General features: G+C 62.2%; 9 protein-coding genes, 2 tRNA genes and 2 pseudogenes. 2 read left to right on the top strand and 11 right to left on the bottom strand.

Annotation, left to right across the window (positions count from 1 at the left end; genetic code table 11):
- Positions 1-6: 6 nt before the first annotated feature.
- The 3 genes and pseudogenes from BBBF_RS09810 to BBBF_RS03765 all read right to left on the bottom strand — a co-directional run.
- Positions 7-310 (bottom strand): annotated as a pseudogene (locus BBBF_RS09810) (transposase); the annotation flags it as partial.
- A gap of 132 nt (positions 311-442) precedes the next feature.
- A complete protein-coding gene (locus tag BBBF_RS10585) occupies positions 443-610 on the bottom strand; it encodes a hypothetical protein (protein ID WP_003812746.1) in 168 nt (55 codons plus the stop codon).
- Positions 611-841: 231 nt separating this feature from the next.
- Positions 842-915 (bottom strand) — tRNA-Pro (locus BBBF_RS03765).
- A gap of 489 nt (positions 916-1,404) precedes the next feature.
- Between BBBF_RS03765 and BBBF_RS03760 the strand changes: the two genes are divergently transcribed.
- A complete protein-coding gene (locus BBBF_RS03760; RefSeq protein ID WP_021647427.1) occupies positions 1,405-2,622 on the top strand; it encodes a hypothetical protein in 1,218 nt (405 codons plus the stop codon).
- A gap of 75 nt (positions 2,623-2,697) precedes the next feature.
- On the opposite strand, the gene glgX is transcribed toward BBBF_RS03760, so the two are convergent.
- From glgX to BBBF_RS03730, 6 genes are all read right to left on the bottom strand, one after another.
- On the bottom strand, positions 2,698-4,869 hold the full coding sequence (gene glgX / locus BBBF_RS03755) for a glycogen debranching protein GlgX (protein ID WP_021647428.1): 2,172 nt from the start codon (positions 4,867-4,869) through the stop codon (positions 2,698-2,700).
- A gap of 64 nt (positions 4,870-4,933) precedes the next feature.
- Entirely contained in the window at positions 4,934-5,632 is a 699-nt protein-coding gene (locus BBBF_RS03750) for an NUDIX hydrolase (protein WP_021647429.1), read from the bottom strand.
- 53 nt (positions 5,633-5,685) lie between these two features.
- Complete coding sequence (locus tag BBBF_RS03745) at positions 5,686-6,603, bottom strand: Nif3-like dinuclear metal center hexameric protein (protein WP_003812738.1); 918 nt, start codon at positions 6,601-6,603, stop codon at positions 5,686-5,688.
- Between the two features lie 52 nt (positions 6,604-6,655).
- Positions 6,656-9,487: a DNA polymerase I gene (polA, locus tag BBBF_RS03740; RefSeq protein ID WP_021647430.1), complete on the bottom strand. Its 2,832-nt coding sequence runs from the start codon at positions 9,485-9,487 to the stop codon at positions 6,656-6,658.
- Positions 9,484-10,260, bottom strand: a complete 777-nt coding sequence (locus BBBF_RS03735; protein WP_003812733.1) for an ANTAR domain-containing response regulator — start codon at positions 10,258-10,260, stop codon at positions 9,484-9,486. Before BBBF_RS03735 ends, polA begins: the two co-directional genes overlap by 4 nt.
- A 109-nt stretch (positions 10,261-10,369) precedes the next feature.
- Positions 10,370-10,443, bottom strand: a tRNA-Leu gene (locus BBBF_RS03730).
- 224 nt (positions 10,444-10,667) lie between these two features.
- Here BBBF_RS03730 and BBBF_RS03725 point away from each other — a divergent pair.
- Positions 10,668-11,267, top strand: coding sequence for an NUDIX domain-containing protein (locus tag BBBF_RS03725; RefSeq protein ID WP_033509494.1), 600 nt, complete (start codon positions 10,668-10,670; stop codon positions 11,265-11,267).
- 208 nt (positions 11,268-11,475) lie between these two features.
- On the opposite strand, the gene pyk is transcribed toward BBBF_RS03725, so the two are convergent.
- Both pyk and BBBF_RS03715 read right to left on the bottom strand, forming a co-directional pair.
- Positions 11,476-12,918 (bottom strand): pyruvate kinase, encoded by a 1,443-nt coding sequence (gene pyk / locus BBBF_RS03720; protein ID WP_021647432.1) that lies wholly within the window; start codon positions 12,916-12,918, stop codon positions 11,476-11,478.
- A gap of 141 nt (positions 12,919-13,059) precedes the next feature.
- A pseudogene (locus tag BBBF_RS03715) lies at positions 13,060-14,050 on the bottom strand (TerC family protein).
- Positions 14,051-14,054 lie beyond the last annotated feature (4 nt).

Raw genomic sequence — 14,054 nt, 5'->3', positions numbered from 1 at the left:
TTTCCGCGCCTCCCCGACGCCGGACTCGCGCCGCCGGCAGCGTTCGACCACCGCCGACTCGAACAGGGCACCTTTGAGCTTGGGCACCTTCGGCTCCGGCCTGCCGGCCTTGGCGGTCAGGCTGCGTTCGTAGTGGCCGGCACGGTACGCCTTGCGTTCGCCGGTTCGTTCGTATCTCGCGGCGTTGGCGATCTCGTCGGCCTGAAGCGTCGGGCATCGCGTTGACTATTTGTTCTACCTTGTCACGCACCATGGCGTCGAGCTTTGTCTCGAACATGGCGTCATCGAACTGTATGATTTCCTTGGACATGGCCTCTGCCTCTTTCCAATCGCGGTTTTCTAGTGTTAGCGACTGAAAATCGTACCCGGCACGGGCCATATCCTCTTCCAGGAAACTCAAATCACAAAGTGCGCAGGATTTCGGGCCTTACCCGGCACTGTTCTACGCTTTAGACAGTCTTCCGTCAAAGGCTTGGTTGACGAGTGCGTACACGGTCTGAGCGACGCCCACTACGCCCGCGAGCACGATGCCCCATATATAAGTACCGTCGAATCCGCCGGTGGCGGCGATGGCGATGACGCCGAACCGGATGGATGCGGCGAGGAACACGGATCCGACGTATCCGCTGGGGAATATACTTCTTGAATACCCGAACGAACGCGGGCACGATCAACGCCACGAACCCGGACCCGAGCGTGATCACGGTGCCGATATCCGCATGATGCTCCTTAGACGATGTAGGCGGCCTCCGCCACCGCACCGAAGGCCACTGCAGCGACAACGTCCGTCAACACGATTTCAAGCTCTACTCCCACTCCCCAAGCGGGAGTAGGGCTCCGGTCGGGCTGACAGGATTTGAACCTGCGACATCCTGCTCCCAAAGCAGGCGCGCTACCAAACTGCGCTACAGCCCGATGTGCCCAGCCCAAGGCAAAGCACAAATGTTGAGTATACCATAGGCCGAGACTGAGCCCGTTTTTCAATTATCACCGGGTTCCGTAGACCTTGGCAACCGAATCCGGGGCCATTGGACTCGACCCGCATCTTCCACCCCGCCGATGGTCCAAATAATCGGCGCAATGTAGGCCCCTCCCATTGCGTTCCTAAGTGCGCGCCGAAACGACGAGTGCGCGAACATAGGTACGCAAATGGCCCTGTTTGCGTACCTATGTGCGCACGGTCGTCGTTTCGGCGCGCACTTAGGAACGCAAATCCGGACGACACATCCCACGCACGAACAGGCACCACGCCGCATACCGGTCATCGTCCCACGCCGCCCCGTCATAACCCCGTACCGTCGCGTCACAATCTCGTCCCGCACCGCCCCCCTCCCCGGCCACCAACGCAACACAGCCGCGAAACCGCACGAGTACAATGGATATCCGGACGGCGAAAGGGGTGTCATGGGACGTCATCAGCGAGCGGAGACCCTTGGTCTGATCTCATTCCTGATCTGCGCGATGGTCGGCGCGATAATGATGTCGCTGTACATGCAGTTCGCCCCGGCGATCTGGCAGATCACCCAACGACGTTTCATGGTGTGCGCGGGCATTCTGGCCGGTTGCGCCGCCCTGTCATTCTGCGTCGGTTACGCCAGCCACTCCCATTCGCTCAACCTGCATCGCGGCTGGTTCGCCCCGATTCGTCGCGTGTTCGAAATCCTCGCATTGTCGATCGTGTACGCGGCGACCGTGTTCCTCTCGTCATTCGCCCTACTCGGCGCAATCAACGGCATGATGGGGTCGGCGACGTTCAGCGGATACCTCACCCCCATCTGCGCCGGCTTCGCGGGCGTCGTCGGTTATATGACGTTCGTGCAGGCGGAGATGATGAACGCGAAGACGTTGGCCTCGCTGCTGCCGTTCTTCGTGATTTCCGGCGTGTGCACCGCCGGCCTGACCACCGACGACCCGTACTGGTACCACAACAATTTCTCGCAGCTCGGCGACCGCACCACGTTCGCGGCCCGCATGTTCAACTCGACGCTGATGCTCGCCGGAACGTGCATCATCATCGTCAGCTACTTCGCCATCTCGGAGCTGATCACCACCGAACGCATACATCGAGCACGCCATCAGATGAACAAAAGCACCGGCACCGCCGCCGATGACCGCGACATCACGCATTTCACGTTGCGTATCGCCATCCTGTCGCTGCTGCTGACCATATCCGGGCTCATGTTCATAGGCATCGGCGCGTTCCGCTATACGCCGCACCCGATCATGCACAACGTGTGCGCCAAGGGACTGACGGTCATCATGGGCGTGTTGATGCTCTCCCTGCCGTGGCTCGCCCCGCGGATACCGAAGGTGATGTCGGTGATTTCCGCCTTGGCGATTCTGATCTGCTCTGCCATCGGTATCAGGATGCTGATGGGCCAGGGAACGCTCACCAATCTCGAAGCGCTCGCCGGACTGCTGTTTCTGGGATGGTTCATCGTCTTCTCAAGGCAAATCGCCGCAATCGAGGCCGATCGTCTGCAGGATCAGCTGATGATGCTGCAGCCCGGCACTGGTGACAGCACCGGTGCCGGCCCCGGCAATCCAGCCCGAGACGCGGACGGCTCCGGCCCCAACGAGCAGGTCGCGGAACTGCAATCCCGCCTGTCGAACGACCGGTAACACGCAAGTCACCGGTCGGCGCCTGCCTAGCGTAGCGCACACAGCGCGCAGATGCGAAGCACCTGCCACGAGATCTCAGCTGTCCTCGCGACGTACCGCCGGGCAATCAGAACTCTTGAGCAGCAGGAAGCTGCGCGCCTGAGCGGTGATGGCGAATCCCGCCTCATAGCTCAGCTCCGGCCCCTTGGGGTTGTATGTGTCGATGAGCAGCTGCCACTTCTTGCCATACCGCTCACTGGGCAGCGTGAACATGATCGGCTCGTAATGCGCGTTGAAGATCAGGATGAAATCGTTGTCGATCATCGGCGAACCGTACCAGTCAGTCTCGGGGATGCGCGAGCCGTTGAGGAACACCATCATCGAGAACGCGTGCGTGTTCGACCAGTCATCCATGTCCATGATTGATCCGGTGTGGTCGAACCATTCGATCTGCGGGATCGTCGAGACGTCCTCGCCCGGCTCACGCCCGGAGAAGAAGCGGCGCCTGTGCAGCACGGGATGCTCCAGCCGCAGATGAATCAGCTTGGACACGAACTGCAGCAGGTCCTCCTGCTCGGGCGTGGAGTCCCAGCTGCGCCACGATATCTCGTTGTCCTGGCAGTAGGCATTGTTGTTGCCCTGCTGGGTGCGTTCCACCTCGTCGCCGCCGCAGATCATCGGGATGCCCTGGCTGACCAGCAGCGTGGAGAACAGGTTGCGCAGCTGCCGCTGGCGCAGGTTGTTGACATCGCTAATGGTTGTGGGGCCTTCCACGCCGCAGTTCCATGAACGATTGTTGCTTTCGCCGTCGCGGTTGTCTTCGCCGTTGGCCATGTTGTGCTTGTTGTTGTACGTGACCAGATCGTTCATGGTGAAGCCGTCGTGCGCGGTGATGAAGTTCACCGAAGCGACCGGCCTGCGGCCGTTGACCTGATACAGGTCGGAGCTGCCGAGCAGACGGCTGGCGAACTCGGGAAGCGTGGACGGCTGCGAGCGCCAGAAGTCGCGCACGCAGTCGCGGTAACGGCCGTTCCATTCGGACCAGCTCGACGGGAACCCGCCCACCTGGTAGCCGCCGGAGCCGAGATCCCACGGTTCGGCGATGAGTTTGACACGTGAGATGACCGGGTCCTGTTCGACGATGTCGAAGAATGCGGACAGCTTGTCGACCTCCTGGAACTGGCGTGCCAGCGTGGCGGCCAGATCAAAGCGGAAGCCGTCGACGTGCATTTCGGTGACCCAATAACGCAGCGAGTCGGTGATGAGCTGCAGCGCGTGGGGAGAGCGCATGAGCAGCGAGTTGCCGGTGCCGGTGGTGTCGAAGTAATGCCGCGGATCGCCATCTACCAGACGATAGTACGACTGGTTGTCGATGCCCCTGAAGCTCAGGGTCGGGCCCATGTCGTTGCCTTCGGCGGTGTGGTTGTAAACCACGTCGAGGATGATCTCGATGCCAGCGCGGTGGTATGCCTTGACCATCGCCTTGAACTCGTTGACCTGCTCGCCGCGCTGGCCTGAGCATGCGTAGGCGTTGTGCGGCGCGAAGAACCCGATGGTGTTGTATCCCCAGTAGTTGCTCAGTCCCTTTTCCTGCAGGAACGAGTCGTTGACGAACTGGTGGATGGGCATGAGCTCCAGTGCGGTGATGCCGAGCTTTTTCAGGTATTCGATCACCGAGGGGTGCGCGAGGCCGGCGTAGGTTCCGCGAATCTGCGGCGGCACGTCCTTGTTGAGGTTGGTCATGCCGCGCACGTGGGCTTCGTAGATGACCGAATCATGGTATGGCGTGTTCGGATGCTGGTCGTTGCCCCAGTCAAAATAGGGGTTGACGACTGCGGACTTCATGGTGTGATCGGCTGAGTCGAGGTCGTTCATTGGGCCGTCCGGGTCGGAGAAACGGTAGGAGAACAGGCTTTCGTCGCCGTCGATGTTGCCTTCGATGGCTTTGGCGTAGGGGTCGAGCAGCAGCTTGTTCGGGTTGCACCGCATGCCCTTGGCGGGATCGTACGGGCCGTACACGCGGTAACCGTAGCGTTGCCCGGGTTGGATTCCGGAAATATAGTTATGCCAGACGTACGAGTTCTGCTCGGTCATCTCGATGCGCGTCTCTTTGTCGTCCTCGTCGAACAGACATAACTCGACCTTGTCCGCCACCTGCGAGAACAAGGCGAAATTCACGCCAGAACCGTCGTAGTTCGCACCCAACGGGTACATGGAGCCGGGTCGTATTTGCTGCATGGTCATATTATCGCACGCCAACGTGAACATAGTTAACTTCAAACCGATATAAAGAAAAATTCTCAGCGAACTATGTTTGTTTTACCATGAATACTTATTGTTTTTTCAGGATTCGCTGAATCGTCTCATGCTGTATGGCGATGACGGAGTTCGACGCGGTGACCGGCACTCCGGCGAGTTGGCGCCAGGTCACCCACGCAGATTCCACGTGTTCGTCGGGATCGAACCGGCGCGGTCGGCTTTCCCAGCGTCGCAGGTGCATGACCATGATGTTGGCGAGCTCGTCGCTCATGCCTTCCGATGAGTAGAATGCCCCCACATGGTCGAATATGACGTCGTCCTCTCCGACCGGCACCACGCCGGTCTCCTCGGCGAGCTCGCGCAGCGCCGCCTGCTCCACGTCCTCTCCGTCGTCCATCAGTCCCGCTGGCAGACCGTAGGCGAACAGGTCGGAGCCTACGCGGTACTCGCGCTCCAGCAGGTACAGGTCCCGGGCCTCGTCATGGACGAGCATGACGACGCATGGCGCGTGACGGCACACCTGGCGACGCACGGTGACGCAGTCCCCGCCACCGGCCGGCAGCGCGATGCGCATGTCCTCCACGTCGAACACCGCCCCTTGGTACACGGTCTGTCGTGACAGCACGACGGCCCTGCGATCCCGGCTGTCCATGACGATGCCGTCGGTGGAGCGGTCGAGCAGCGCGTCGACCTGCCGGGTGATGTCGCTTGCGGCGGCGGTACCCACGGTTTCGGCAGTGCCAGCGGTGTCAGCGGTTGAACGGTCAGGCATGATGAATGGTCCTTTTTCGAAAGAAGTTGTCAGCGATGTGCAGCGGCAACCGGCTAGCCCCGGCAGGGGATGTTCAGCGTCCACGGATCGGTGTTCATCGTGATATGGGTGGTGCGTATGGTCTCCCCCGTCGCCCGCTCGACCGCCGCGGCGATGTCGTCCGGGGCGTATCGGAACCACAGCGACTCGATGGCGGAATGCGGCGTGTTAATCAGCGCCGGACGCGCGACGGCGTTCCCTGCCGTTCCCGTATTCCCGGCCGAGGGGGCGGCCAGTCCGCGCGAGAGCAGCGACGCCTCGTACCGCGCCTGTTCCAAGGCGTCCGTCGCCGGATGATGGCGCAGGTCGCTGGTCACATACACATCGGCTCCGCTGGCCCGCACCTCGTCGAACAGCGAGTCCCCCGATCCCGGCAGCACCGCGACGCGCCGCACGAGCGACTGGAGGTCGCCGGCGACCTGAATACCAAGATTCGTGGCCGGCAGCGCCTGCGCCACGCGATGCGCGAAACGCTCCAAGGTCATCGGCTCCTCCAGCAGGCCGACACGACCCAGGCCCACGGCGTGCGCAGACCCCGGGTCGTCGATGGGCACCAGAGGCCGCTGATCGACCAGGCCGAACGCGTCGGCCGCAGCCTGCCCTACACCGCGCCACGCGGAATCGGCGTTGGTGTGACCCACCCACAGAGCGCAGTGATGGCTGTACAGTTTGCCGACGATGGCGCCGTGCACGTCCTGTCCGGAGACGGCGTGCACGGAACGGAACAGCAGCGGGTGATGGCATATCAGCAGGTCGGCGCCGCGTTCGATGGCCTCATCGATCACCGCCATGGTGGGGTCCGCGGCGAATGCGACCAGTCCGACGTCGGCACCGGGCTCACCGACGATCAGGCCGGGCGCGTCCCAGGATTCCGCATAGCGCAGCGGATACAGGGTTTCCACTACGTTGACGACCTGTCGAAGCGTGGTCATGGCTTGTCCTCTTTTCTTTTCTTGCCGTCGTGCCGTCGCCGTGCCGTCGCCGTCAGTGGGCGGCGAGCTGCCAGTCGGAGCCGATGCCGGTGGACACGTCCAACGGCACGGCGAGATCGCCCGCGTGCTCCATGGCGTCGCGCACCAGGCCCGTCACCTGCTCGGCTTCGCCGGGGGCTATCTCCACCACGAGTTCGTCGTGGATCTGCAGGATGATACGGCTACGGACCTTGGCCTTGGCGAGCGCGTCGGACGCGTGGATCATGGCGATCTTCATGATGTCTGCGGCCGAGCCCTGGATGGGCGCGTTGAGTGCTCCCCGCTCGGCGGCGTCGCGTATGTTGCGGTTCGGCGACTGCAGTCCGGGGAAGTACCGACACCTGCCGAACATCGTCTCGGTGTAGCCCTTCTCGCGGGCGCCGGCGACCAGGGATTCCAGATACTCGTGGACCTTGCCGAACGTCGCGAAATACTGCGATTTCAGCCGGTCAGCCTCGCCGGGGCTGATTTTGAGCTGCTGGGCGAGACCGTAGGTGCTCAATCCGTACGCCAGCCCGTAGCTCATCGCCTTTACGTGGGTGCGCTGGTCGGGGGTGATGTCGTCAACGGGGATGCCGTACACGAGGCTCGCCACGTACTTGTGGAAGTCAGCTCCGGAGCGGAACGCCTCGATCAGCGCGTCATCGCCCGACAGGTCGGCCATGATGCGCAGCTCGACCTGCGAGTAGTCGGAGCTCAACAGCGACTCATAGCCCTCTCCGGGCACGAACGCGGAGCGAATCTCGCGGCCCTCGGCATTGCGGTTGGGGATGTTCTGCAGGTTCGGGTCGACGGAACTGAGCCGTCCGGTGGCGGCCACGGTCTGCTCGAACGTGGTGTGGATTCTCCCGTCATCAGGGTTCACCGCATCGATCAGGCTTTGGACGATCTGCTTGAGCTTGTTCGTCTCGCGATGGCGCAGCAGCGCGGTCAGGAATCCGTTGGCGCGCTCGTTGCCGACGGATCGGACCGCGAGATCCTGCAGCGCGGACGCATTGGTCGTGTACGAACCCGATTTTGTTTTCTTGGTCGGCTTGAGGCCCATGTCGTCGAACAGCACGGCCTGCAACTGCTTGGGGCTTTGCAGGTTGACGCGGCTCCCGGCGAACTGCCAGGCGGTCTCCTGCGCGTCGCGAGCGTCGACGGCGAACCGGTCGCGCATCTCGGTCAGGCGCATGAAGTCCACGCTGGCACCGACCTGCTCCATGCCGAACAGCACGTGGGACACCGGCAGCTCGATGGACTGCAGCAGCCTGAACTGCTCTCGTTCGTCGATCTTCGCGGCCAGCATGTCGGCGAGGGCGCGAACCATGGCCATATGAAGCAGATCCTTGCGCTGGTCGGCCGGATCGACGTCGCCGCTCAAGTCCAGCTGCCCCTGCGCGACGTCATCGGCATTGTCCAATTGCAGCTGCAGGAAATGGGATGCCGCCTGTTCCAGCGAATCGGCATGATAGTCCGGCTGGACCAGGTATCCGGCGAGTTTCGTATCGAACCACGGCTCGGCGAGGTCCAGTCCGAGCGACGCGAGGATGTGCGACTGCTCCTTGTACCCGTGCACGACTATCCGGTCGGCGTGCCCGTCAAGGAACCGCTGCAACGCGGGACGGACGCCGGCGATCACGCCGGCTTCCAGCACGGCCGCCTTGCCGCCGACCTCCAGCATCAGCACGCTGCATCCCGGGTTCCCGGGTTTGGATGAGCCTTCGGCATACAGCGCGCAGGTCGATGCCATGACGTCGGCGCAGTGCGCCCGGTTGCGCGGCTCATCATCCGAATTGTCGGCAGGCGAGCCGAGACCGTCTCGTGCGGAGTCGATCCATGCCGCCAACGCCGCCTCATCCGCGATGGTCACGGCCTCGGGAATCCTCAGGTCGTCGGAGGTGTCCTCGTCGTCTGCGTGCTTGTCAGCTGCGTCGCTGGCCTGCTTGCCGGCGTTGAACGACTTGAGCACCTTGCTGCGGGTGCGCGGGCCGAATTCGAGGCTGGTGAACAGTTCCGAAAGCGCGTCGGCGTCCACCTCGCCGAATGTCAGGTCCTCGATGCCGATACCGAGGTCCACGTCGCGCCGCAGAGCGTTGACCTTGCGGTTGAGCTTGACCTGCTCGATGTTCTCGCGCAGCGACTCGCCCTTCTTGCCGCCTATCTCGTCGGCGTGCTCGATGATACCCTCAAGTCCGCCGTACTGGTTGATCCACTTCGCCGCGAACCCGTCGCCGACGCCGGGCACGCCGGGGATGTTGTCGGCAGTCTCGCCGCGCAACGCCGCAAGATCCGGGTATTGCGCGGGGCCGACATGGTACTTGTCCTCCACCGCCTGCGGCGTCATGTGCTTGAGGTCCTTGAAGTGATGCCCGGGATACAGCACGGTGACGCGCTCGTCGATCAGCTGGAAGGCGTCGCGGTCGCCGGACAGCACCAGCGTGTCGTATCCGGACCGCTCCCCCATCGCGGCGAGCGTGGCGATGATGTCGTCGCCCTCATACCCCTGCTTTTCGACGTAGGTGACGCCCAGCGCCGTGAGCATCTTCTGGATGAGCGGCAGCTGGGTGAGCAGATCCTCCGGCGCCGCTTCGCGGGTGCCCTTGTATTGCGGCAGCATCTCGTTGCGGAAGGTGCCGCCCTTCATGTCGAACGCGACCGCGAGATGGTCGGGCTTCTCGCTGTCCAGCACCTGGGACAGCATCGTGGCGAAACCCCATACCGCGTTCGTGGCCTGACCGGCCTGAGTACTGAAATTTTCCGCCGGTAAAGCGAAAAACGCGCGGAACGCAAGCGAGTGGCCATCGACCACCAGCAACGTTCCACGCGTTTTCGTCTGGGCGTCGTCGCGCGATTCGCTCATTCCCCTACTTCCGACGGCTTGGGATCGCCATACTTGGCGATGATCGCCATGGCCAGACGCTTCTTCGGGATGCGCTGATCCATCGAGGTCTTCTGGATCCAGCGGAAGGCTCCCTGCTCGGAGAAGTCCGCCTTGTCCATGAGCAGGCCCTTGGCGCGGTCGACGAGCTTGCGCTCCTCCAGCGTGTCTTCGGCCTTCTTGAGTTTCTCCTCGGCCTTCTTGAGCTGCTCTTCGGTCTCCTTGAGCTTGTTCTCGCTGGTCTCGACGTTGTCGAGCAGGTCGTTGATCTCGGAGAAACGGCCCATCGCGACTTCCAGGGCGGGCAGCAGCTTGGATTCCTCATACGGCTTGGTGACGTAGGCCATGGCACCTGCACCGGTCGCCTGACGGACCAGGTCGGGCTGCGAGAACGCGGTGAGCATCACCACGGGAGCGATGTTCTCGTCGCAGATGACACCGGCGGCGGCGATGCCGTCCATACGGGGCATCTTCACGTCCATGCACACGATATCCGGGCGGAACTTGCGCGTCAAATCGACGGCCTCCTCACCATTGGCCGCCTCGCCGACGACCTCATACCCGTTATCCTCCAGCATGGCCACCAGATCCATGCGGTTCACCGACTCGTCCTCGGCGACAACGACCGTGCGCTTCTTGTGCACGGCGCTCTCGACGGGCTCGCCTTCGGAGACTGCCTTCAGCTCGTCGGCGGAAAGCACCTCCTCTACCTGACCCTCTTGCTCTTGCGTTGAGGTCTTCTTTCTTGCCACCATGCTCACAACCTCTTTTCCACGACACAGTGATTCATCGACAGAACTTCATGTATAACGATAACATAGAGATTCGGCGATGCGGCACTGTGGCTCACCCGATAATGCAACGTGCCCTCGGTGGGACTCGAACCCACACTGCGCAGATTTTGAGGCTGCTTCCTCTACCAATTGGGATACGAGGGCGTTTCTGGCACTCGCGATAGTTTAGCATATCGCTACGTCATTCGTCCATTGCAGGCGTGCCGCGCATCATTCCAGCGAGTCACGCCGGTTCCGTGGACACCATACGCCCCAGCACGCGATTTACGCCGGTAGCATCAACGCCGCGCCGAATATCCCCGCAACTCACCAGCGCGGACCTACAATGGAAACACATAAGAGAACTATCAAAGGTGAGGCTTATGAGCATGGACAGTGACACTTACAGACCCTTCGATCCGTGGCGTCCGACACCGGTCAAGGAGGAGTCCCGCAAGCAAATCGTCGAGACCCATTATTTCAACGTGGACAGGGTCGCGTTCAGTTCGGCGCAGGTCGGCCAGTTCGAACGGTTCATCCTGCATGAGAACAACGGGGACACCGTCGGCGTCCTTGCGGTGACCGCTGACGGGAAGATTCCGTTCGTCGAGCAGTACCGCATCCCGACCCATCGCTGGACGTTGGAGATTCCGGCAGGCCATGCCAACGCGCCAAGCGAGCAGTATCTGGACGTTGCAAGCCGCAAGCTGCGCGAGGAGGTCGGCTACGAGGCTTCGAAGCTCACCCAGTTCACGCGCTTCATCAACACGCCCAGCTTCTCCTCGCAGTACACCGCGCTGTATCTGGCGACAGGACTCAAGGAGGTGGACCGTTCCGCGATCGGCCCGGAGACGCCACGTTCCGCGGTACGCCTGTACACGCAACAGGAGGCCATGGAGATGGTGACCAACGGCACCATCGTTGATGCGAAGACGATTATCGCGATCCTTCGCCTGCATGAGGGACTGCTGGAGCACATCGGCATGTGAGCATGTGAGATTGTGCGGTTCGCCTTCCGCACGAGACAGTCGCGCATCTGCCCCGCATCCGCGCGACGACCTTCCGCATCGTCCTTGAGCCGATGCGATTCCCTGGCGAAAGCGCGTGAGCCCCCGCTCGTTTCGGAGCGGGGGCTCACGCATGAGTATTCGGCTTCCGTCGTCACACAGCGGAAGCCGAATCTGCTATCGGCTGAAATCAGTCGTTGGCACCGACGGTGTGCACGTAGATGGTGTCGGTGCTGCCAGCGGCGTGCTCGCCCTGAGCGGAGCTCAGCACGACGATCTTGTCGCCGTCGGAGACCTTGCCGGCGTTCTTGAGGACCTTGTCGGTGAAGGCCATGAGATCCTTGCGGGTCTTGTCGTGGTAGTCCTCATCGAGCAGGAAGGCCTCGGTGCCCCAGGAGAGGGCCAGCCAGTGGTAGGTGTGCTCGTTGGTGGTCAGGCCGTAGATCGGGGCGGCCGGACGCTCGCGGGACACACGGTGCACGGTGTTGCCGGTCTGGGTGTAGGCGACGATGGCCTTGGCGTTGAGCTTCTCGGCCAGGTCGACGGCGGCGGAGGAAACGGCGCCGGTGGAGGACATGTCGAGGTTCTTCAGCTCGGGGATGCGGTCGAAGCCGTGCTCGGTGGCGAAGCCGGAGATGCGGCTCATCGTGGCGACGGTCTCGGTCGGGTACTCGCCGACGGCGGTCTCGTTGGAGGTCATCGTGGCGTCGGCGCCGTCAAGCACGGCGTTGGCGCAGTCGGAAGCCTCTGCACGGGACGGAACCGGGGAGTGGACCATGGAGCCCAGGACCTCGGTGGCGACGATGACGGGCTTGGCGTACTGACGGGCCAGCTCGATGATGCGCTTGGTGGCCAGCGGGACCTCTTCCAGCGGGCACTCGACGGCCATGTCGCCACGGGCGGCCATGACGCCGTCGAACGTCTTGACGATGTCCTCAAGGTTCTCCAGAGCCTGCGGCTTCTCAATCTTGGCGACGATCGGGATACGACGGCCTTCCTCGTCCATGATCTCGTGGGCGCGGTCGATGTCGGTGGCGAAACGCACGAAGGACATGGCGATGATGTCGGCGCCGGTGCGGATGGCCCAACGCAGGTCGGCCTCATCCTTCTCGGTCAGGGCGGGCAGGCTCACGGCCACGCCGGGCAGGTTGATGCCCTTGTGGGAGGAGACCGGGCCGGCAACGACGACCTTGGTGTGCACGTTGTTGCCCTCGACCTTGGTGACCTCCAGACGGACCTTGCCGTCGTCGATCAGGATCGGGTCGCCGGGGTGGCAGTCGCCGGGCAGGCCCTTGAAGGTGGTGGAGGTGATGTGCTCGTCGCCCTCGACATCGTCGGCGGTGATGATGAACTCCTGGCCTTCCTCAAGCTGGACCTTGTCCTCGCCCTCGGCGTTCTTCTTGAACCAGCCGCAGCGGATCTTCGGGCCCTGGAGATCGACCATGGCGGCGACGTTACGACCGGTTGCCTTGGAGGCCGCGCGCACGTTGTTGTAGACCTTGAGGTGATCCTCCGGAGTGCCGTGGGAACGGTTCAGACGGGCCACGTCCATACCGGCCTCAACCAGCTTGGTGATGCCTTCGGGAGACTCGGTGGAAGGACCGATGGTGTCTACGATCTTGGCTTTACGCATGAATGCCTACCTATTCTTATGTGATTTCTTCTAGGAAGAAGTCTTGCGACTTCCACTGCCACAGGCAAGTGTACTAGGTTTGGGCGACGTGAGCCACTGTTTTCACGGGCGTGTTGTGAGCGCTCACATTTTTTGGGCGGCTCAGGCTTCGCTCTTCGCAGCCTCGACCGACTTCATCTTCATGACGCTCGCGATGGCCGACGATCCGATGGCGACGACGATCACGACCAGCGACACCCACGTCGGTACCTCGGGCACCCAAGAGACCGGGTGACCGCCGTTGATGAACGGCAGCGTATTGCCGCTCAGCGCCTCCATCACCAGTTTGATGCCGATGAAGCCGAGCACGAACGCGAGCCCGACCGGCAGGTAGACGAGCTTGTCGAGCAGTGCGCCCAGCAGGAAGTACAGCTGCTGCAGGCCCAGCAGAGCGAACACGTTCGACGTGAAGACGATGAACGGATCCTTCGTCAGGCCGAAGATCGCGGGAATGGAATCAAACGCGAACATGACGTCCGTCGTGCCGATGGTCAGGAACACGATCAGCATCGGAGTCCAGTACGACTTGCCGTCCTTCTCGGTGCGCAGCTTCTCGCCGTCATAATCATCGGTGATGCGAATCACCTTGCGCAGCATGCGGATCAGGCCGTTCTCATGGTATTCCTCATCATCATCGCCTCCGACGACCAGCTTGATCGCCGTATAGATCAGGAAGGCGCCGAACAGGAAGAACACCCACGTGAACCGCTGAATAATGGCCGCGCCGACCAGGATGAAGCAGCCGCGCAGAATCAGCGCGACGGGTGATGCCGACGGACAGCACGTACTTCTGGAGCACTTTCGGCACGGCGAAGTTCGACATGATGATGACGAAGACGAACAGGTTGTCGATGCTCAGCGAGTACTCGGTGAGCCATCTCGAATAGAATTCGATCGCGGGCTTCGAACCGGCAAAGCACCATACCAGTCCGCCGAAAATCAGCGCCATGACCACGAAAAAGGCGATGTGCTGCACGCACTCCTTGGTGCTGGGCACATGCGGCTTGCGGCCGATGACGAACAGATCCACAACGAAAAACGCGATCAGCACCGCAAAGGTGGCGATCATAAAAGCGACAGGGGTTTCAGACATGTCT

The sequence above is a fragment of the Bifidobacterium bifidum ATCC 29521 = JCM 1255 = DSM 20456 genome, assembly GCF_001025135.1.
Classification (GTDB): Bacteria; Actinomycetota; Actinomycetes; order Actinomycetales; family Bifidobacteriaceae; genus Bifidobacterium; species Bifidobacterium bifidum.
The sequence above is the reverse complement of the archived record's forward strand: the minus strand, read 5'-3'. Positions and strand labels throughout refer to the sequence as shown.

Coding starts and splice junctions, on each gene's coding strand:
- BBBF_RS03745 (WP_003812738.1), bottom strand. CDS start 6,603: ATGACCACGCTTCGACAGGTCGTCAACGTAGTGGAAACCCTGTATCCG.
- BBBF_RS03760 (WP_021647427.1), top strand. CDS start 1,405: ATGGGACGTCATCAGCGAGCGGAGACCCTTGGTCTGATCTCATTCCTG.
- pyk (WP_021647432.1), bottom strand. CDS start 12,918: ATGCGTAAAGCCAAGATCGTAGACACCATCGGTCCTTCCACCGAGTCT.
- polA (WP_021647430.1), bottom strand. CDS start 9,487: ATGAGCGAATCGCGCGACGACGCCCAGACGAAAACGCGTGGAACGTTG.
- glgX (WP_021647428.1), bottom strand. CDS start 4,869: ATGTTCACGTTGGCGTGCGATAATATGACCATGCAGCAAATACGACCC.
- BBBF_RS03750 (WP_021647429.1), bottom strand. CDS start 5,632: ATGCCTGACCGTTCAACCGCTGACACCGCTGGCACTGCCGAAACCGTG.
- BBBF_RS03725 (WP_033509494.1), top strand. CDS start 10,668: ATGGACAGTGACACTTACAGACCCTTCGATCCGTGGCGTCCGACACCG.
- BBBF_RS03735 (WP_003812733.1), bottom strand. CDS start 10,260: ATGGTGGCAAGAAAGAAGACCTCAACGCAAGAGCAAGAGGGTCAGGTA.